The following is a 21,440-nucleotide window of genomic DNA, read 5'->3' as shown; positions in this document are numbered from 1 at the left end:
TTGAATTTCAATGAAATTAAGTTACCTCAAGACAAACTAGGTTACGGCGTTAAAAGTTTAGATTTATTAGTCTCTTCTATAGAGAAAGAAACACACTATAAAACTTTACCTGGATTACCAGGTAATATTGATGGAGGTACTCGTGATGCTTCGCGTAGTGCCTCTATTCATATGCTTTTACAATCAAGAGATTCTAAAGACTTCCACTTAAAAGTTGATGAAATATATTCATTCTTTCGCAATTTAGATGTATTTTATGTTTCAAAATCTATGATGCCACATAAATTATTAAAGGTAAGAGTATCTGGTAAATATGATTTAGAACGTCCTTCAAATCTTCTTACATGGTCTGATTTTAATATAGAATTAGATGTAGTCGGAAGTCCTTATAAGATATCTCAATATAAGACTATGGATATACACTATAATGGTGTTGATCTAAAGCAGGATAAATGGGATGTAGGTATGGGACTCATACAAGATGAAGCGACGCACAAATATCTTTTTGAAAATACAACTGATATACGTTTTTGGAATGCTGGAGATGTGACTTTAAAAACGATACAGGAATATCAAGACTGTATTATAAAAATTACTGCATTAACACCATTAACGACATTTTTCATAAGAGATAATAATTGGAATGAATTTATATATAATCCTGAACAATTATCTGAATGGTATCTAAAGGCTGGAGATGTAATCACGATTAATGGTCCTCATATTAAAAAGGATGACTTAAATATATTGAATCGTACAAATATAGAATGGCTTGAAATCGTTAAAGGATGGAACAAATATAAGTGCAGTCCGAATTTAAAAATAGAATTAGATTTCAGATTTAAATATGACTAAAAAAGAGGGATAAACATGACAACTTATGAAGATAGATTTAAAAATTGGATTGTAAACACTGATGCGAAGTTAGACTCTGATTATTATAACTCTGAAAATAACAATTGGGATGTCATCAGAAACATGATAGCGAGTAAGGGTGTTGAAATATTATCGAGTGTTGCATTTGAAGAATGGCTACAAAATAATGAATTCAAACCGAAAGATGCAGTTGCTACTTTTAGTGATTTGCCACAAGATGCAGAATTAAAAGAATTGCGTGGGGTGCTTGATGAAAACTCTGTTTATGTATTCGACGGAACACAGTGGGTTAAACAGTCAAACATAAATTTTGATGGATTGGAACCTATTAAACAAGCAGTCGTTACTGTAAAAGAAAATGTTAGTAAAGTAGACGAACGTACTTCAGGATTTATTAATATTAAAGAATTCGGTGCAGTCGGGGACGGTGTAACTGACGATACTCAAGCTTTAAAGGATGCAATAAACGCTTGTAAAAAGGGCGGACAGTTTGCAGGACATGCAATATACGTGCCAACAGGAAAATATAAAATAACTTCAATGATTACTATTGACGCACCAGTCAATATATTCGGAGTTTCAAGCGGTAACAACTCAAACTATAATCAAGCACCACAATTCATTTTTGAAAACTGTAGTGCGTTCTATTTTACGAATACTGCAGAATACTGTGATTTCAACAACATTCGTTTAACAGGTAATAAGTCTGGAAACATAGATATTGCTAATAATGTATTTGGTTATGCAGCGTTCAATTTCGGAAGTGGTGCAGCAGGTGTATTTGGTAATATGATCGTTGAGAACTTTGATGTTGGTTATGTAAGTTTTACTCGTATAGGCGATGCTTGGAGTGGTGCATATCGTTTCTTCAATCAAGTTAAATTTAGGCAAAATACTTACAATGTAATTCAAAAAGGTTATACTACTGACTTAAATTTCTTGCAATGTGACTTTAGAGATAGTTTGACAGGGAAAACAGGACGAATCTACATTGATAGTAGTGATAAAGATAGTTATCAATCAACTAACTTTGTTAACTGTACATTCGAATTGTTAGGAACTGCCGATAGTCGTGACTATATGAAGTATGGAATGATAATCAAAGGTAATAGTACAGTGAAAGTAACTGGTGGATATACTGAAAATTCATCTGTATTCGTTGACGAAGGGGCAAGTTATGTATCGAGTGCATTTATAAAAATGGGTTCTGATAGTCAAATTATTTCAGGTGGAGGATATGTTAATTTAACAGGTGCTTTCGGGCATTCTAGAAGATTTGATTTACCTGATTTAGCTGACACATCATTTTGGACACACAATAGTTTAACTTACGGTAATATTGTCGCTTACGATGGCGTTTTAGGTCATAAATTTACTGTTAAAGATAATTTAACAAATCCATCTCTAACAACAGCTAACTATAATAAATATCGTAGTTTAGGCATGCAGACATTACCTTATAATTCGAAAGAGGCGATAGTTAAATTAGAAATTGAGTATAAAGCGCCGCAAAATAAAACTGTACAACTACAGTTAAGCGGTATTTCGGAGTCTACATGGTCGAACATCGCGTATTATGATAGTCGTCCAGGATGGAGACGTAAAGTATACTGTGCTAAAATTCCGACAAGAGACGCAAGTAATAACTTATTTGAACCTAGACCCATCATATCTTTACCTAATAGCGTTATAGGTGATGAATATTATATCAGAGAAGTAAATATTGAAATATTTGCAAAGTAGGTGTTGTAATTGCTTTTAATTACAGATTTAAAAGGTAATCAATACGTTGGTTATGCAGAAGTAAAAAGAACAAGAAGATTGAACGGAGAGCGTGAAATATCGCTCTCTTTTTTATCGTCAAAAATAAATGATGCATTTATTTTTGACATTGATTTCAGATGGTTAATACGATTTAAAAACGAGGATTATGTTGTTATTGATCCTAAAAAACATGCTGACGATGGAAATAACATCACTGTTGATATTACAGCAGTGAAAAAATTCTTTGTTGATAATACAGATGTTAGAAAGTATGACGAGCCCAAAAAGTCATTTACTGCTGTAGAGTATTTCGACAATCTTTATCGTGGTACAAATAAAGTATGTAATCTAGTTGATAACTTCTATGCTACATCTGTTGATTTGTCGAAAGGTCAAACGGTGCAAGAAAGACATAATTTAGGTTTAAAGTATTACAATGCTGAACAAGTTGTTTCTTCTGATAGTTCAACTGTCTATCTCTATAATCAAGTAGGCAGAGAGTTAGATAAAGTATTTCATGAAGATTTAAACATGAGTAATTTTAATATTGATATAAGTTCAAGTGGATTTCACACGTATTGTAGGGGATTTGGTAAACAAAATGAAGACGGTACATATATGGCTGAATCTGAATATCTAAGTCCTCTTGCTAAAATTTACGGTAAGATAGATGGTCCGCCTATTGAAGATGAGAGATTTACTGATAAAGAAAGCATTCGTAAAGCTTGTCAAAAACAAGTAGAGAACAGCTATGAAATATCAAATAGTTTTGACGTTGTAGATTTAAAGCATCATGGTTATACGACTTCTGAAATAAATGAAGGAGATTTCGTTTGGTGTGTTAGTAACAAACTTAAAGTTAAACTACAACTTCGCATCAACGAAATAGAAGAGATTTTCGATGTAGAGGGTGAACTGATAGATGCAAAATATACAGTTGGAAATGAAGCGATAACAAGAGCGTATAAGGCTCAACAAAGAAGTGCTTTATATGAATTTACTGCGTCTTTGAAAGGCAATAGAAAACTTCCTAAGTCAGTTTTACCAGGCGCAGTGATGTACTATACAAATCTGTTGAATGAAGCTAAATCATATTTTCAATATTTGCCTACTGGTGTAATCGGTATTGACGAAAACAATCCACTGTTGATGATTAAAATTAGGCATAACGGTATGGGTATTAGTGAAGACGGAGGAAAAACATATAAGACTGCTATAACTGGTGCTGGTATCGTTGCTGATGTAATTAATACAGGCGTATTAAATACTAATCTCGTTAAAGTACAAGGTACTGAAGGTCACTTTTGGATTGATGGAGACATGTTGAAAACAGTAAGTTATGATGATTTAAATAAATATGTCGAAATCAGTCCTAGTGGCGTACACGTTAATAAAGGTGCATTTTCTTTAACAGGATACGATGGACGTGAATTGATAATAGACGGAAAAATGCGGAATGAGTTAATGGCGAACATACAAGTATTTAATACTTCGTTCGATGGAATGAATGTTTACACAGGTAGTACCTCTTATGAATCTGTATATGTTATTAGAGATAGATATAGAGGCAATTTTCTAGAACTCACTGGTTCATGCAGGTATGCAACTACAGATTTAAGCGAATATAACTATCTTGATATAGCGATTGTTCCTTTTGGCGCAAATGATCCAGAACCATATTTTGTCCAACGAGAAAAAATAACAAATATTGATAGCTATAACGAATATAGTTTCAGGTTTATGTTAGATATGAAGCAGCATTTTGGAAAAGTAGTTGATTATTCAAGGTTTGACTGGTACGTGAAAATCAAGTTAGTAAATGAGAGTGAAAAGAAAGGTATATTTAGATTGAATAGAGGTGAATGGATTGATTAATAAATATGATAATCTCAATGACGAAATCGGCGTTGCGATAACTGGAAGAACTAAACTTTTTATTAAAAAGGTTGATGATAATGGAAATATAGAATCGTTCGCATATGGAATTGCATTTACAGTTAATGAACCTGGAACGGTTTTTATTGTGGATGAATATCTGATTGATCAAATTGATAAAATTAAATTCGTTGATGGAGACTTAGTCGAGAAAGAAGGTATGAGTGTTAGTGCTCCAGAAAAATCTAAAATAGAGTTAGAAAAAGAAGAACTACTTAAAAGATTAGCTGAATTAGAAAGTAAATAAGGAGTGAATCTATGAATAATTCATTAAGTTTATCAGAACGCATATCGAGTATTCTATTATTGGCTTTCGGGCTGATGATAGATGCGAGAGCAGTTTTTTGGATCATTGAGAGTAAGCATGCGATAAATGACAGTCCGTTTTATTCGAAGTTGAACGAGGTAGCACCACTGTGGATTTGGGGGTGCATATTACTTCTTTTCGGGACTATAATTCTTTTCGCAAGTTACGCTATACCTAAGCGACTTGTGTCTGTAAATTTTTCTCTATTCGTTCTAATAGGGTGTACAGGCAGTGCGATATTCTACTTCTTCTTAACGGTCGTGAGTATGGCAGATTCATTAAATTGGCTTACACCCGTATTATTTCTGATACAGACTTCCTGTTTAGGAATCTGTGGTTTTGTCGGAGGTATCGACTATGCCAGAAAACGCTAAGACTGTAGAACAACTTCATATCATATTAGAACGTGATAAGAATAAGATATATCAGAGAATAAACGAAGTAGAAGATAAACATGATACTAATTATGCTGATTTAAAATTGATTCTCACTACATTTATTGAAACTCAAAAGCCGTTAAGTAAAATGGTAGAAAGCATTGATAATGAACTTAAAAAGTTAAATTCAAATGTAACAGATATCACGAGAAGAGTAGATAAAGTAGAAGGTAAAGTTACAGCACATGACGAAGTACTTGAAAAACGTTCAAATGCAAATACTACTATTATCGTTGCAGTAATAGGTAGTATTACGACTTTTGGTAGTGCAGCATTAGGATTTTCGCAAATATTTTTTAAATAACAGGGACGTACTCACTCGAGTATGTCTCTTTTTAATGGAGGGAAATAAATTATGCAAAATGAAAAAACTTTAGCAATCGTTAGATTAGTAGTAGGACTTATCACGATCATTAACTTATTACTCGCAGCGAGAGGTTATCAGCCTATTGAGTTAGACGAAGGGTTAATCACTACTGTGATTAGTGGAATTGTCGCAATTGGTGCTTATCTGTGGTCGTGGTGGAAAAATAACAACGTTACTAAGAAAGCAGTAAAGGCACAGGAAATTAAAAATGAACTCGATAATGATATAAAGGGGTAATTACATGAGAACTAAAAAAGAAGCGATTAACTGGCTCAATAATTCGATTGGTAAACAGTACGACTTCGATGGATATTATGGCTTTCAATGTTTCGATTATTCTGCAGCATATTTTCATTATGTAACAGGCTTTAGACTGGCTGGTGCAGGTGCGAAAGATATACCATTTGCTAATAATTTGAAAGGTGTTGCAACTGTTTATAAAAATAGTATTAACTTTATCGCTCAACCTGGAGATGTTGTCGTTTGGGGCAGTAACTTCGGGAATGGTTGGGGTCATACTGGTGTCGTAATCTCTGCAGATTACTATAACATAACTGTTATTGAGCAAAACTGGCTTAATGGTGGCTGGACTGATGGTATCGTAAAAGGAGGTCGTGGCTGGGAAGTAGCGACTAAACGAGTGCATTCGTATGAAACTCAAATGTGGTTTATTCGTCCTAAATATGCCAAAAATAAAGTTACTAGCGTAGTAAATAGAGCTGTTAAAAAGTCTCCTAAAAAATCTGTAGTCAAGCCAAATGTTACAATATGGCAGACGAATAAATACGGTACTCGATGGAAAAAAGAGAGCGCTACTTTTACAGCATCGCATAACATTCGAACACGTTATACAGGACCGTTTCGTAACATGAAGCAAGCTGGAGTATTAAAGAAAGGTCAATCACGTAAATATGATGAAGTTATGGTACAAGACGGTCACGTTTGGATAGCTTGGACTGAAAACGGAAATAGGATATATATGCCTATCAGAACTCATAACGCTAATAAAGACGGTGTTCTTTGGGGAACAATTAAATAAGTAATATTATAAGCCTTGTACTCAAATTAATGAGTATGAGGCTTTTTTTATTTGCAGAAAAATAAATCATAAGATAAATTATAAGTATATTTTGTTGACTTTTGTCTACAATAATGGTATATTATATACATGGAGGTGATACAAATGCAATCTCGTAATTCTCGCAGGAAAGAGCGAGAACAAGAAAAAAGAGATAAAACAAACACTTTACTCGCTTGGTCGGCAGTAGTAATTGCAGTGCTTGATTATCTCAAAGGCTAAAGGCTTCCCCGAAAGGGGACCTTTACCTCATTATATATGGAGGTGTTAAAAATGACAAGAAAACAAACATCATCGATTTTAAGCTTGTTATTAATAACTTTTATTATCATTAAATTATTAAGTTTACTATCATAATAAAATACGAGATTGCATTTGAAATTATATGAGAAAAAAAATAGAAAAACTGTTACAAAGCGATATTAAAGGAACTGAGATTGAAAACAAAACTGGTGTAAGTCGAGCTGTAATTACAAAACTGAGAAAAGGGCAGCGTGAAGTTGGCGGACTGACTTTAGATACTTGTGAAAAACTATGTAAATTTTATGATGAGATGAATGATAATGTGTAAGTGCAAAAAAATACTACTAAATAATCGAATTATCAAAAATTAGACTAAATAAACGAAGCACCTGATCATTAAATGATGAGGTGCTTTATACGTGTCAGACACGTGTCAAATTAGTTATGTTTAGTTATGTTTATATATGTTGCAATGAATTAATTTTTATTGATTTTATGCGAAAATAGTATTAGTTTCTTCTATATAAATAGTGTTCATATTCCCTCCCAGGACGCTAATAAACGCATCTCAGTTGAGATGCGTTTTTTTTTATAGTTTTATTGATTTCAGTATATTTCCGATAGTATCTTCAAATATTAAAGCGTCATTTCGTATCGTACGAATTGGCGTTTTATTAATAACAGATAGCGTTTTGCCGTTAAAAAAGTCTACAAATGTTGAAGCTGGATAAACAGCGAGTGACGTTCCTGCAACGATCATTAAGTCAGCGTTTTGTATTGCTTTGATTGCTTCAGTAATGACAGTCTGATCCAGTGCCTCACCATACATTACAATATCCGGTCGCACGATATGATTGTCAATAGGACATCTCGGTATAGCGTCATCATCGCGTTTTAGTTCTTCCAGCATATAAACTTTGCGACAGTGCGTGCAATAATTTGTCTGAACATTTCCATGTAATTCAAGGACGTTACTGTTGCCGGCTAATTGATGCAGACCATCAATGTTTTGTGTGACGACAGTTACATTTTTTCCGATTTGCTCAAGTTGTGTTATGAAGTGATGCGCAATATTTGGCTGAGCATCCGGATATACAAGTTTATTAAAATGAAAGTCGAAATATTGTTTCGGGAATTGTTTGAAAAAATCGATAGAGATGATTTCTTCCGGGGAATGTTCATTGCCGGTTTCCTGCATAAAGATACCATTAGCGCTTCTGAAATCAGGAATACCGCTTTCTGTTGATACGCCTGCACCGCCAAAGAAAACGATATTTCTACTTTCTTTAATAGCGGTTTCTAATGTATTGATCTGTTCCATTTTACAATGCTCCTTTATTAATTTTATACGTATATTTTATCATGAATGTGTTAAGTGATTAAAATATTGTTTTATAGCCTTTGCACAAAGATTACATTTAGATTATAATCATGCTTTGTAAGTCATTTCTAAATCGATTGAAAGCATAGATTAATTTCGATAAAATCAAAGTAATCTATAAATTAGTTATGAGGAGAAATAGTATGAATAAATTTGATGAACAAATTATCGTTGTTGATCGCGAGACGATATTTAGTCACGAGAAGAACCATTTTAATGGTTTTATCTCTATGGAAGATCAGCGTGCGCTTGAAATATATGAAACGTTGAGTAAATATGAAGTGAAACGTCGCGGAGACATGGAAGAAGATGAGCATTATAAGCAGTTAATTTCATACTGTATATTAGAAAATGAACAAAATGAAGTACTTGTTTATGAACGACTTTCAGGTGGCGGGGAAAACCGTCTGCACGGATTATCTTCTATTGGAATTGGCGGTCATATGAATCGTATTGATAATGCACAAATTGAAGATGTATTACTAGAGAATGCCAGTCGTGAACTGGAAGAAGAAGTAGGGATTACTGATGTATCATTAAATGCGCTCGAATTGATCGGATTTATTAATGATGATGATACTGAAGTAGGTCGTGTGCATATCGGTTTAGTATTTAAACTTAAAGTGAATGCTTCAGAAATTTTCGTAAACGAAACGGATACTTTAAAAATTGACTGGAAAAAAGAGCATGTGTTAATGCAGGAAACTAATTATGAGTCATGGTCAAGATTGATTATTGAAGCGATTTATAATGTAGGGCATTAATATGTCAGATATTATTATCTTCCCAAAGTTACAAGATCATTTACGTCGTCAAATAAAACAGGCGATGAAATCAGCACGTTATGAAGATGCATATGATTTATTCAATGCGCTGGAAAAACATTTTGAACTCAGTGAAGATGATCAGTTGTTAAAGCTCGATTGTTTATATGCGCTTGAAAGTTATCTCGAATTACGAGAGGAAGCGAGTATATTACTTAACCAGGGACACCCTGCATATAATAAGATTGTACCGTACTTCATAGAATGTTTAATTCATTATAAACAGTATCAGACTGTTATTGAACTGATTGATGCGCTAAGACAGGAAAATGTGGATCATAAGCTTTTAATGACGTTAATGCCCTTTTATGATGAAGCATCAGAAGGACTCTCGACTCGCAGAAAAGCGAGTAGACATTTTATACAAACATTTAAGGGCGACGATAAAGATGCGCAGTGTACATTAATCATTAAGCTCATTCAAAGTGAAGACTTTGCGTATCAAGTGTCATTTATTCATATACTTGAATCGAGTACGTTGCATCCTGTCGTCATCACGTTTATATTACAATATTTAATGATGGCAAATAATGAAAGTAGCGTTAAAGTACACAAGCTGAATATGAGTGAATCAGTAAAAATTACACATCTGACAAGGCTTGAACAAACACCATTCCAAAATATAATGCATCAAGTTGAGACGCGTATCGAGGAAATAATGCCATCAGTAAAACCGCATGTCTCTATGCTGATGAAACAGCATCAACTAATAATGTATCCTTTTGAAAGTGAATACTTTGACGCAAGTGAGAAGGAAGTTGCAGCTGCATATACGCACTTTATATTGAATTTATTTGGATTTGAACAATCAGATGATTTGGGTAATTCACCAACTGTTGATATAATGACCAAAATAGAACAACTCGAAAAATTGAACAGATAATACAATTGCAAAAAATAATAGTTGTAGATTGTTGAAGCTATCATGTATTATGTTATAATGAAAGAGTTGAAAAAAATCAGAAATTTGTGGAGGAATAACACATGTCAGTTAAATGGGAAAAACAAGAAGGTAACGAAGGAGTATTAACAGTAACAGTACCAGCTGAAGAAGTTAATGCAGGATTAGATAAAGCATTTAAGAAAGTTGTTAAACAAGTAAACGTACCAGGTTTCCGTAAAGGGAAAATGCCACGTCCAATGTTCGAACAACGTTTTGGTGCAGAAGCATTATACCAGGATGCATTAGATTTCATCTTACCAGATGCATATGCTGCAGCTGTTGAAGAAGCTGGAATCAACCCGGTTGATCGCCCAGAAATCGATATCGAGCAAATGGAAAAAGGTAAAGAATTAATCTTTACTGCTAAAGTTACAGTTGAACCTGAAGTAGAACTTGGAGATTACAAAGGTCTTGAAGTGGAAAAAGAAGATACTGAAGTAACTGAAGAAGATTTAAACAAAGCGATTGAAGCAGATTTAGCACGTAAAGCTGAATTAGTCGTTAAAGAAGATGGCGAAGTTGCTGAAGGCGACGTTGTTAACTTAGACTTCGACGGATACGTAAACGATGAAGCATTCGAAGGTGGAAAAGCAGAAGGTTATGACCTTGAAATCGGTTCAGGTCAATTCATTCCAGGCTTTGAAGAGCAATTAGTAGGTACTAAAGTTGGCGACGAAAAAGATGTTAACGTTACGTTCCCTGAAGAATACCATGCTGAAGAATTAGCTGGTAAAGAAGCTGTATTTAAAGTTAAAATCAACGAAATCAAATCTAAAGAAGTGCCTGAGTTAGATGACGAAATGGCAAAAGAATTAGATGAGTCAGTTGATTCAGTTGATGCATACAAAGAGAAATACAAAAAAGATCTTCAAGAACAAAAAGCATTACAAGCAGAAAACAACATGAAAGAAAGCTTAATTGCTCAAGCTGTTGAAAATGCTAAAGTAGATATTCCTGAAGCGATGATCAACACAGAATTAGATCGCATGATGCAGGAATTTGAACAACGTATTGCACAACAAGGTTTAAACTTAGATCTTTACTACCAATTCTCAGGTCAAACTGAAGAACAACTTAAAGAAAGCATGAAAGCGGACGCTGAAGCACGCGTTAAAACAAACTTAACGTTAGCAGCAATCGCTAAAGCAGAAAACATTGAAGTATCAGATGCTGATGTAGATGCTGAGCTTTCAAAAATGAGTGAGCAATTCGGTTTATCTGTTGAAGATATTAAAGCGGCACTTGGTAACGGAGAAGTATTAAAAGACGACTTACGTATCCAAAAAGCAATCGATGTTTTAGTATCAGAATCTAAAGAAAAATAATCTTTATTAACATATATGGATGAATAAAACACGGCGAATCCTGCTGTTAAGGAGTTTCGTCCGTGTTTTTTATTTCAGTTTAAACATTTGCAATCATTGTAAATGTTTAGTATATTCTTTTAAGAATAGGGGTGTTTTGAGTGTATAATAATGAAGATGAAAACTTAAAATGTTCTTTCTGCGGAAAAGATCAGGATCAAGTAAAGAAATTAGTCGCAGGAAGTGGCGTTTATATATGTAATGAATGTATTGAGCTTTGCTCAGAAATCGTTGCTGAAGAATTAAAATCTGTCGAACAGGAGGAAATTACTGAAATTCCGAAACCTCACGATATGATGGAACTTCTTGATGCATACGTTATCGGACAGGATAAAGCGAAGAAAGCTTTAGCTGTTGCAGTGTACAATCATTACAAACGTATTTTTAACCCATCAACTGATGACGATGGTGTAGAAATCCAAAAAAGTAATATCGCATTAATCGGTCCTACCGGAAGCGGTAAAACATTGCTTGCACAAACTTTAGCACGTTCATTAAACGTACCATTTGCAATTGCAGATGCTACAAGTCTTACAGAAGCGGGTTATGTTGGTGAAGATGTTGAGAACATATTATTACGATTAATTCAGGCTGCTGATTTTGATATCGAACGCGCTGAAAAAGGTATTATTTATGTAGACGAAATTGACAAGATTGCCCGTAAATCAGAGAATACATCGATTACGCGTGATGTAAGTGGTGAAGGTGTGCAGCAGGCGCTCCTTAAGATTCTGGAAGGTACGGTTGCAAGTGTACCGCCTCAAGGTGGAAGAAAGCATCCGAACCAGGAATTCATTCAAATCGACACGACGAATATTTTATTCATATTAGGTGGTGCCTTTGATGGTATCGATGAAGTCATTAAACGTCGTTTAGGTGAGAAAGTGATCGGCTTTACAGGTATTAAGGAGCAAGGTTTTGATGAGGAAACTTTACTGTCACAAATCAAACCAGAAGACTTACAAAGTTACGGATTAATTCCTGAGTTTATCGGTCGTATTCCAGTCGTTGCGAATTTAGAACAGTTAGATGTTAGTGCGCTAAAAAACATTTTAACACAACCTAAAAATGCACTCGTGAAGCAATATAAGAAAATGCTTGAAATCGATAATGTAGAACTGGAATTTACTGAAACAGCTTTAACAGCGATTAGTGAACTTGCAATTGAGCGTAACACAGGTGCACGTGGTCTGCGTTCAATTATTGAAGAATGTATGCTTGACGTTATGTTTACAGTACCTTCAAGGGATGATGTAGCGAAAGTGATTATTACTGAATCATCTATTAAAGATGGCGCATCACCTGAACTGTACGATGCAGAAGGTAATTTATTAGCCAACGCTGTAACGTCTGCGTAGTTTTTGATGACACAGTGCTGTGAATTATAAATGATATCCGAATGATGCATGAGTGATGCATTGTTCGGTTTTTTTATCATCTTGAATATATTTCATGTATAATAGATGAGGTGAAAGAGAGGGAGTCAATATGAATATTAATCCAAATAACGTAGAAATATTAATAAGTGCTGTAAAACCAGAACAGTACCCTGAAACTGGTTTAAAGGAAATTGCATTAGCAGGACGTTCGAATGTTGGTAAATCTTCATTTATCAATACGATGATCGGTCGTAAAAGCATGGCACGTATCTCTTCAAAGCCCGGAAAAACGCAAACGCTGAACTTCTTTAACATTGATAATCAACTTGTGTTTGTTGATGTACCGGGTTATGGTTATGCGAAAGTTTCCAAAAGCGAGCGCGAACGCTGGGGTAAAATGATTGAAACGTATATTACGACACGTGAATCGCTTGCATGCGTAATTCAACTCGTTGATATTCGTCATAATCCAACTGAAGATGATCGACTAATGTATGATTTCCTGAAACATTACGACATTCCTACAATCGTAATTGCAACGAAAGAGGACAAAATTCCTAAAGGGAAAATTCAGAAACATTTAAAAGTAATTAAACAGGATCTTGATATGGATCCAGAAGATACATTAATCAGTTATACAGCATTAAGCAGAGATAAAAATCCGATGATTTTCAATGCCATTGAAAAGTATTTATAATTGTGAAATTTTTGTGAAATAAGTTGGATTTCGGGCATATTTGGACATAGATGTTATAATAGAAACAATGGCAAAATTGGGGGCGTTAATATGCATATTGTTGTTGTGAGTGTTAATCACAAAACAGCAGATGTCAGTTTGAGAGAGAAGCTGGCGTTTAGTGAATCATCAATTCAGCAGGCTCTGTCTGCACTTATTAATCAAAAATCAATATTAGAAGGTGTAATCCTTTCGACATGTAACCGTACTGAAATTTATGCAGTTACGGATCAAGTGCATACAGGCAGATATTATGTAAAATCATTTTTAGCAGAATGGTTTGATGTAGATATCGAAACTGTAAAATCAATTACAGATGTCAAAGTGGGGAATGAAGCAATTAATCATCTGTTTAAAGTGATTACAGGACTTGATTCAATTGTTCTTGGGGAAACACAAATTTTAGGGCAAATAAGAGATAGTTTCCTTCTGGCGCAAAGTGAAGGTACAACAGGTACAATCTTTAATAAGCTGTTTAAAGATGCAATTACACTTGCTAAACGTGCACACGCAGAAACGGACATTTCTTCTAAAGCAGTTTCTGTAAGTTATGCAGCAGTTGAGCTGAGCAAAAAAATACTAGGCAACTTAGAAGACAGAAAGATCTTAATTATCGGTGCCGGCGAGATGGCTGAACTTGCACTTCAGAATTTAATGGGAACAGGTGCAACGGATATAACGGTAATCAACAGAACAGCTGAAAAGGCACAGACATTAGCTGAACGTTATGGTGGTAGTCAGAAGTCGATGCAGGAATTGCAATGTGCATTAATAGAAAGTGACATTGTCATTTCTTCTACGAGCGCAAAAGATTTTATCATTACGAAACCGATGATGCAGGATATTATGCAGCTACGTAAAAACAAATCAATCGTACTTATTGATATTGCAGTACCACGTGATATTGACCCTGAAGTAAATGAACTGGATTTAGTATTTAATTATGATGTAGATGATTTAAAAGGTTTAGTAGATGCAAATTTAGCAGAACGTGAACGTGCGGCACAAGTCATCTATACGATGATAGATGAACAAGTCATCGCGTTTATTGAATGGATTAATATGCTCGGTGTCGTTCCGGTTATTACGGCATTACGTGAGAAAGCATTGCGCATTCAGGAAACAACGATGGAAAGCATTGACCGTAAAATGCCGAATTTAACGGACAGAGAGCGTAAAGTCATTTCTAAACATATGAAAAGCATCATCAACCAAATGTTAAAAGATCCGATTTCTCAAGCGAAGGAAATTAGTGGTTCTAAAAATCGTGAGAAGGAATTGCAGTTCTTCCAGGATATATTCAATATTACGAATGAAGTTGAAAGCGTACAGAAAAATGAACCGATCGTGCATCGATCAGAAAGTAGTTTTGTCTTCAGTCCTAAGCAATAGGTGATGTGATGAATGAATTATTATTAATGAGAATGCACGAAGCAATACTTATAATCTATATGATAAGTATTGCTTGTTATTTCTTTGATTTTGTACAGAAATCAAATAAGATGAAACAAGTTGGTTATTTTATATTATGGTTTGTTTTTATATTGCAAACATGTTCTATCTTTTTGTTTAGAATTATCGTTGGTCGAATGCCGTTTGAAACACTAACGGAAGGGTTTTACTTTTATACTTGGCTGATTATATTAATTTCTATCGTTTTATCGCGCTTCATTAAAACAGAATTTTTTATTTTTATGATGAACTTAATCGGTTTTATTTTTATGATGATACATACGTTTTATCCGGTTGAGTTTTATGAAGATACGACGGTATCACATATGATGAATGAACTTTTATGGATTCATGTTGCACTGGCGATTATCAGCTATGTGATGTTTCTCATTTCTTCGTTGCATGCTGTTTTATATATCGTTCAGATGAATTATCTTAAAAAGAAGAAATTCAATCGTAACTTTTTTAGAATCAGTGATTTATCAAGTTTGAGCCAACTCGCATTAATCTTTGCGATTATCGGATCGGTGATGCTGCTTATTTCATTAATTTTAGGCATCTACTGGGGACTTTCATTTGAAGGTGTTTCAATCTGGTATGATTCGAAAGTTATCGGTTCGCTCGTTTTACTTGTCGGATATTTTATTTACATTTATGTACATCGTGTAAACAAAATAAGCATGTCGAAGCTTATGGATACGAATATCATATTATTTTTAATTTTACTGATTAACTATATCGTTGTTTCGAGATTTTCAGGTTTCCATCAGTTATTTTATTAGGAGGAAGTTATGAGAAAGATTATCGTAGGGTCTAGAAGAAGTAAGCTTGCACTGACACAAAGTCAGCAGTTTATCGATCAGTTAAAGGAAAAGCATCCTGATCTTGAAATTGAAATTAAGGAAATCGTCACTAAAGGCGATCAAATTGTGAATGTCCAACTTTCAAAAGTTGGCGGTAAAGGATTGTTTGTTAAAGAAATTGAACAAGCACTTTACGATAAAACAATCGATTTTGCGATTCATTCATTGAAGGATGTTCCAAGCGTATTACCTGAAGGTTTAACGTTAGGATGTATTCCGGCACGAGAAGATGCACGTGATGCTTACATCGCAAAAAATCACATTCCATTAAATGACCTTGCACCCGGCAGCATTATCGGAACATCATCGTTAAGAAGAGGCGCACAGTTATTAGCACAATATCCGCATCTTGAAATTAAGTGGATTCGAGGTAACATCGATACGCGCTTACAGAAACTTCGTGATGAAGATTATGATGCAATTATATTAGCTGCTGCAGGTTTAAATCGAATGGGCTGGGATAAATCAATCGTTACAGAATATTTAGAGCCTGAACTTATGCTGCCAGCAATCGGGCAAGGCGCGCTCGGCATCGAGTGTCGCAGTGATGATGAAGAAGTACTTGCATTATTACAATCTGTACACTGTGAAGCGACACAAGTTTGTACAGAAGCGGAAAGAACATTTTTAAAGTTAATGGATGGTAGCTGTCAAGTTCCGATTGCGGGCCATGCAACGATTGTACAGGACAATATCGAGTTTACCGGACTAATTATGAGTACAGATGGTAAAGAAAAATATAAAGTAACTCAAACAGGAACTGACCCTGTTGAAGTTGGAACGCTTGTCGCTCAGGCGATGGAGCAAAATGGTGCGAAGACCATTATTGAAACATTAAATCAAGACGCATAAGAAGGATTGATCTAAATGAAGCCGGTTGTATTGAACACAGGAAGTCGTAATGAACAATATGAAGGATTAACAGTATTGCATAAACCATTGATTGAAATTTGTGCGCTGCCTTTGACATCTACGATACGTGAGCAATATGACTGGCTTATTTTTACGAGTAAAAATGCGGTACAACTGTTTTTTAAATATTATCCGAACGTTACTTTTGATAAAGTTGCTGCAATCGGTATTAAAACGGCACAAGCGCTACAAAAGTTGAACATACATGTTGATTTTATACCAACCCGCTATCAGCAGGAACATTTTATAGATGAAATGGGTGAATTGTTTCATCATAAAACAATTTGTCTTCCAATTTCAAAAAAAGCACGCACAAATATGTATGATACTTTGAAAAATATTGCAACTGTCGATAGAATAGAGTTATATGAACCAAGACCTAATGAAGAAAACGTCAAATGTGTGCATCAATTTATACTAGATAATAAAGTTGATTGGCTTATGTTTTTAAGCCCGTCTGCAGTACAGGCATACTTCAGACGGTATACGATTACTGAAAGTGTGCGTGTAATTGCAATCGGTCAAATAACGAGCAATGCATTAGATCACTTTAATATTGAACATATCATTAGCGAAAAAGAAACGATGCAGCATATGTTTGAAACTATTACTAAATTAAACAAAGGTAGGTATTAACAATGAATTTTGATCGTCATAGAAGATTAAGAAGCTCAGTGAATATGCGTAATATGGTAAGAGAAACTTCATTACATAAACGCGATTTAATATATCCAATTTTCGTCGTTGAAAAAGACGATGTAAAAAAAGAAATCCCATCAATGCCAGGCATTTATCAACTGAGTCTTAACATCATGGATGATGAAGTGCATGAAGCGTATAAACTTGGCATTCGTGCAGTCATTTTATTCGGTATTCCAAATCATAAAGATGCTTGTGGAACAGGTGCATATGATGATGAAGGAATTATTCAGAAAGCGACACGTAAAGTAAAATCACTTTATCCTGATATGCTCGTATTAGCAGATACTTGCTTATGCGAATATACAGACCACGGTCATTGTGGAGTGCTGGATGATCATACACATGATGTCATTAATGATGAAACATTACCATTACTCGTGCAGACAGCTGTGTCACAGGCGAAAGCGGGCGCGGATATTATCGCACCAAGTAATATGATGGATGGCTTCGTAAAAGAAATCCGTAAAGGTCTTGACGATGCCGGGTTTGTCAATATTCCGATAATGAGTTACGGCATCAAATATGCATCTGCATTTTATGGACCATTCCGCGATGCTGCAGAAAGTGCGCCGAGTCATGGTGATCGTAAAACTTATCAGATGGACCCTGCAAATCGCCTTGAAGCGATGCTTGAGCTGGAAAGTGACTTAAAAGAAGGATGCGATATGATGATCGTTAAGCCGGCGCTTTCTTATTTAGATATTATTCGCGATGTACGTAATAACTCAAATGTACCAATCGTTGCGTATAATGTGAGTGGTGAATATTCAATGACGAAAGCAGCAAGTATGAACGGCTGGGTTGATGAGGAACGTATCGTAATGGAACAGATGCTCTCTATGAAACGTGCGGGAGCAGATATGATCATTACATACTTTGCTAAAGACATTTGCAAATATTTAGACGAAGGAGGTTACTAATGAATTATAATAAATCAAAACAAGCATTCAGTGAAGCAGTAAATTTAATGCCAGGCGGTGTAAACAGTCCGGTACGTGCATTTAAAAGTGTGGATATGGATCCGATTTTTATGGAACGTGGTAAAGGATCAAAGATTTACGATATCGATGGAAATGAATACATTGATTACGTATTAAGCTGGGGACCGTTAATTTTAGGTCATGCGAATGAAACTGTTACTGGTGCATTGAATAAAGCAGTGCTTAATGGTACAAGTTTCGGAGCACCTACAGAACTTGAGAATAAAATGGCGGAACTTGTAATTGAACGTGTACCTTCAATTGAAATGGTGCGTATGGTATCAAGTGGTACGGAGGCAACACTTGCAGCACTTCGTTTAGCAAGAGGATTTACTGGTAAAAATAAAATTTTAAAATTTATCGGATGTTATCACGGCCATAGTGACTCATTATTGATTAAAGCTGGTAGTGGTGTTGCAACGTTAGGTTTACCTGACTCTCCTGGTGTGCCTAAAGGAACAGCAGAGAACACGATTACAGTTCATTACAATGATCTGGATGCTGTTAAACTTGCATTTGAACAATTTGGTGATGATATCGCTGGTGTCATTGTAGAACCTGTAGCAGGTAATATGGGAGTAGTACCGCCAGTTGAAGGCTTTTTAGAAGGATTACGTGAGATTACAACGGAATACGGTGCATTATTAATATTCGATGAAGTAATGACAGGTTTCCGAGTAGGCTATAATTGTGCCCAAGGATACTTCGGTGTTACACCGGACTTAACATGTTTAGGAAAAGTAATTGGTGGTGGATTACCGGTCGGTGCATTTGGTGGACGTAAAGATATTATGGAACATATTGCGCCAAGTGGACCAGTATATCAGGCTGGAACTTTAAGTGGAAATCCACTTGCGATGACGGGTGGTTATTATACTTTAAGTCAATTAACACCTGAAAGTTATGAATACTTTAATCATTTAGGAGATATGCTTGAAGCGGGATTAACAGAAGTGTTCGCTAAGCATAATGTACCGATTTCAATTAACCGTGCTGGTAGTATGATCGGCTTTTTCTTAAATGAAGAAAAAGTGACAAACTTCGAAATTGCTTCAAAGTCTGACTTAAAATTATTTGCGGCAATGTATAAAGAAATGGCAAACAATGGCGTATTTTTACCGCCTTCTCAATTTGAAGGAATGTTCTTATCAACAGAACATACTGAAGCAGATATTAAACAGACGATTGATGCGTTTGATAAAGCGCTTTTAAAAGTGAAATAATTAAATAGAATTTCAGGAACAACATCGGGGAACAATTGTATATGAAAATGGAGTGTTAGGCTGAAGATAATGCTATCACTCTTTTTAAATATAAATTAGTTTTTGAATGTGATTGTAAAATTACATTTTAACATATAAAAATCATTGGGAGTAATATTTTAAATGTTCAGATTTAATAAATTGAAATATATACAAAATATTGATAATGTTTAAAGTGCTAGAAATATTAAACTAGGAGGCTATATATGAAGATTAAAATTGCACTGCTGATTGTTATTTGTATTATTGGCATTTGGTTACTTTTTTCGGGTCTTTTTGATAATAGAATAATTAAAATTGGTACTCTTTTAATAGGCATTCCTATTGCACTTAGTTTAAGAAAAGATATTATAGAAAAACAAGCAAAAAAAGATAACCAAGATATTTCAGCCAAATAAACATACTAACCCTATCAATGATATATCATTGATAGGGTTTTTTTGTGAGCAGTTAAGTTGGTCTTATACCCCTGTATGGTATAATGTATATGACGATATAGGATGGTGAAATGATGCATTACTTAATATTGTTTATCACGAGTTTACTCGCTGGATGTATACTTTTTTTCGTGCATATGATATTGCCATGGCTTTTTGGGCCGATTATAGCCAGTATATTACTGCGAAAGTATACTCGCATTGAATACAAATGGCCGAAATGGTTAAGTGAAGTAGGCTTATATATTTTAGGTGCACAAATTGGTGCCTCATTTACGAAAGAAATTGTAGTTGATATACATGATGAGATATTTTATATTTTCTTAATGAGCCTCCTAGTCATAATATTAGCGATATTAATTGCACAACTGTTCAAGCGTTTTACACACTGTACGACTGAAACTGCATTACTCGCTGCAATACCTGGTGCACTGAACCAGATGATTATGATGGCTGAAGAGAATAAAAACGCTAACTTACTCGTTGTGACATTAGCACAAACATCAAGAATTTTAATTGTTGTAATGATTGTACCGTTTATTTCTTCATTTTTACCGACGGGGCACTCCAGTAATACAGCAGTAGAAACCGCTTCAATGTTTGAAGTGCTGAATGTTGGAACAGTATTCATGCTCGTCATTGCAATGATCATCGCGGGATATTTCTTTAAGATGATTCATTTTCCTGTTCCTGATATGATGGGGCCGATTGCTGTTTTAATGATATGGAACTTGTATACTGGATTAGATTTCTTAATTCCGTCACCGCTTATTATTTTAGCGCAAATGTTTTTTGGTATACGTATCGGACTGCAAATTTATGACTTATCATCACAGATTAATCGTAATTTATTTATAGGTGTACTTATCCAGAATTTATTATTGATTGCAGGTACATTTATCATTGTTGTAATGTTAAATTTATTTATGGATGAATCGTTTAATGATTTATTCTTAAGTGCAGCACCAGGAGGCATGGCACAGATTATTATTGTAGGCATTGAAACACATGCAAACGTAGCAATGATTTCAAGCTATCATATCTTTAGAATCTTTATCATTTTACTTATAGTTACACCATTAATTTCGATGTATCTAAAAGCGAGAGATATTAGAAGTACACGATTAAAAATTGACAATATTTCATGAATCTAATACAATAATTTTAAGTTCATATATTGATGGGAAGAGTAGTAAAG

Annotated in this window: 22 protein-coding genes and 1 other annotated feature (1 of these 23 running past the window's edge); of the genes, 21 read left to right on the top strand and 1 reads right to left on the bottom strand. The window is 34.7% G+C overall.

The annotated features are described in order from the left end of the window. The 8 genes from LAU42_RS07095 (at window position 1) to LAU42_RS07060 (ending at window position 7,335) form a co-directional block, all read left to right on the top strand. Window positions 1–855: a phage tail domain-containing protein gene (locus LAU42_RS07095; protein WP_224182931.1), complete on the top strand. Its 855-nt coding sequence runs from the start codon at window positions 1–3 to the stop codon at window positions 853–855. A gap of 15 nt (window positions 856–870) precedes the next feature. Continuing rightward, window positions 871–2,619, top strand: a complete 1,749-nt coding sequence (locus LAU42_RS07090; RefSeq protein ID WP_224182930.1) for a glycosyl hydrolase family 28-related protein — start codon at window positions 871–873, stop codon at window positions 2,617–2,619. 9 nt (window positions 2,620–2,628) lie between these two features. Beyond that, window positions 2,629–4,515: a phage tail protein gene (locus LAU42_RS07085; protein WP_224182929.1), complete on the top strand. Its 1,887-nt coding sequence runs from the start codon at window positions 2,629–2,631 to the stop codon at window positions 4,513–4,515. After that, a complete protein-coding gene (locus LAU42_RS07080; protein WP_224182928.1) occupies window positions 4,508–4,822 on the top strand; it encodes a hypothetical protein in 315 nt (104 codons plus the stop codon). Before LAU42_RS07085 ends, LAU42_RS07080 begins: the two co-directional genes overlap by 8 nt. 417 nt (window positions 4,823–5,239) lie before the next feature. Beyond that, window positions 5,240–5,623: a hypothetical protein gene (locus tag LAU42_RS07075; RefSeq protein WP_224182927.1), complete on the top strand. Its 384-nt coding sequence runs from the start codon at window positions 5,240–5,242 to the stop codon at window positions 5,621–5,623. 51 nt (window positions 5,624–5,674) lie between these two features. Then, a complete protein-coding gene (locus LAU42_RS07070; RefSeq protein ID WP_224182926.1) occupies window positions 5,675–5,923 on the top strand; it encodes a phage holin in 249 nt (82 codons plus the stop codon). 4 nt (window positions 5,924–5,927) lie between these two features. Beyond that, window positions 5,928–6,725 carry an SH3 domain-containing protein gene (locus LAU42_RS07065; RefSeq protein WP_224182925.1) on the top strand — a complete coding sequence of 266 codons (798 nt, stop codon included), beginning with the start codon at window positions 5,928–5,930 and terminating at the stop codon, window positions 6,723–6,725. Window positions 6,726–7,149: 424 nt separating this feature from the next. Continuing rightward, window positions 7,150–7,335 (top strand): helix-turn-helix domain-containing protein, encoded by a 186-nt coding sequence (locus LAU42_RS07060; RefSeq protein WP_224182924.1) that lies wholly within the window; start codon window positions 7,150–7,152, stop codon window positions 7,333–7,335. A gap of 261 nt (window positions 7,336–7,596) precedes the next feature. Here LAU42_RS07060 and LAU42_RS07055 read toward each other — a convergent pair whose 3' ends face one another. After that, the gene (locus LAU42_RS07055) at window positions 7,597–8,328 is read right to left on the bottom strand and encodes an NAD-dependent protein deacylase (protein ID WP_224182923.1); all 732 of its coding nucleotides are present in this window, start codon (window positions 8,326–8,328) and stop codon (window positions 7,597–7,599) included. A gap of 203 nt (window positions 8,329–8,531) precedes the next feature. Here LAU42_RS07055 and LAU42_RS07050 point away from each other — a divergent pair, with 203 nt between their 5' ends. The 13 genes from LAU42_RS07050 to LAU42_RS06990 all read left to right on the top strand — a co-directional run bounded on the left by LAU42_RS07050 (window position 8,532) and on the right by LAU42_RS06990 (window position 21,390). Then, window positions 8,532–9,152: an NUDIX domain-containing protein gene (locus LAU42_RS07050; protein ID WP_224182922.1), complete on the top strand. Its 621-nt coding sequence runs from the start codon at window positions 8,532–8,534 to the stop codon at window positions 9,150–9,152. Window position 9,153: 1 nt separating this feature from the next. Continuing rightward, complete coding sequence (locus tag LAU42_RS07045) at window positions 9,154–10,095, top strand: outer membrane protein assembly factor BamD (protein WP_224182921.1); 942 nt, start codon at window positions 9,154–9,156, stop codon at window positions 10,093–10,095. Between the two features lie 101 nt (window positions 10,096–10,196). Next, window positions 10,197–11,480, top strand: coding sequence for a trigger factor (tig, locus tag LAU42_RS07040; protein ID WP_224182920.1), 1,284 nt, complete (start codon window positions 10,197–10,199; stop codon window positions 11,478–11,480). A 140-nt stretch (window positions 11,481–11,620) separates the two neighbouring features. Further along, entirely contained in the window at window positions 11,621–12,877 is a 1,257-nt protein-coding gene (clpX, locus tag LAU42_RS07035; protein ID WP_224182919.1) for an ATP-dependent protease ATP-binding subunit ClpX, read from the top strand. 130 nt (window positions 12,878–13,007) lie between these two features. Further along, window positions 13,008–13,595, top strand: coding sequence for a ribosome biogenesis GTP-binding protein YihA/YsxC (gene yihA / locus LAU42_RS07030; RefSeq protein ID WP_224182918.1), 588 nt, complete (start codon window positions 13,008–13,010; stop codon window positions 13,593–13,595). A gap of 90 nt (window positions 13,596–13,685) precedes the next feature. Then, window positions 13,686–15,026, top strand: coding sequence for a glutamyl-tRNA reductase (gene hemA / locus LAU42_RS07025; RefSeq protein WP_224182917.1), 1,341 nt, complete (start codon window positions 13,686–13,688; stop codon window positions 15,024–15,026). Window positions 15,027–15,034: 8 nt separating this feature from the next. Next, the gene (gene ccsA, locus LAU42_RS07020; RefSeq protein ID WP_224182916.1) at window positions 15,035–15,868 is read left to right on the top strand and encodes a cytochrome c biogenesis protein CcsA; all 834 of its coding nucleotides are present in this window, start codon (window positions 15,035–15,037) and stop codon (window positions 15,866–15,868) included. Window positions 15,869–15,877: 9 nt separating this feature from the next. Next, the gene (gene hemC, locus LAU42_RS07015) at window positions 15,878–16,801 is read left to right on the top strand and encodes a hydroxymethylbilane synthase (RefSeq protein ID WP_224182915.1); all 924 of its coding nucleotides are present in this window, start codon (window positions 15,878–15,880) and stop codon (window positions 16,799–16,801) included. A 15-nt stretch (window positions 16,802–16,816) separates the two neighbouring features. Next, window positions 16,817–17,497 (top strand): uroporphyrinogen-III synthase, encoded by a 681-nt coding sequence (locus tag LAU42_RS07010; RefSeq protein ID WP_224182914.1) that lies wholly within the window; start codon window positions 16,817–16,819, stop codon window positions 17,495–17,497. A gap of 2 nt (window positions 17,498–17,499) precedes the next feature. Further along, window positions 17,500–18,483, top strand: coding sequence for a porphobilinogen synthase (gene hemB / locus LAU42_RS07005; protein ID WP_224182913.1), 984 nt, complete (start codon window positions 17,500–17,502; stop codon window positions 18,481–18,483). Beyond that, complete coding sequence (gene hemL / locus LAU42_RS07000) at window positions 18,483–19,766, top strand: glutamate-1-semialdehyde 2,1-aminomutase (RefSeq protein ID WP_224182912.1); 1,284 nt, start codon at window positions 18,483–18,485, stop codon at window positions 19,764–19,766. Before hemB ends, hemL begins: the two co-directional genes overlap by 1 nt. Window positions 19,767–20,011: 245 nt before the next feature. Continuing rightward, window positions 20,012–20,203 (top strand): hypothetical protein, encoded by a 192-nt coding sequence (locus LAU42_RS06995; protein ID WP_224182911.1) that lies wholly within the window; start codon window positions 20,012–20,014, stop codon window positions 20,201–20,203. Between the two features lie 110 nt (window positions 20,204–20,313). Beyond that, window positions 20,314–21,390 carry an AbrB family transcriptional regulator gene (locus LAU42_RS06990; RefSeq protein ID WP_338147628.1) on the top strand — a complete coding sequence of 359 codons (1,077 nt, stop codon included), beginning with the start codon at window positions 20,314–20,316 and terminating at the stop codon, window positions 21,388–21,390. A gap of 20 nt (window positions 21,391–21,410) precedes the next feature. After that, window positions 21,411–21,440, top strand: a binding site (T-box leader) (it continues 172 nt past the right edge of the window).

This window comes from Macrococcus armenti (genome assembly GCF_020097135.1).
Lineage (GTDB): Bacteria > Bacillota > Bacilli > Staphylococcales > Staphylococcaceae > Macrococcoides > Macrococcoides armenti.
This window is presented reverse-complemented; position numbering and strand designations above follow the sequence as displayed.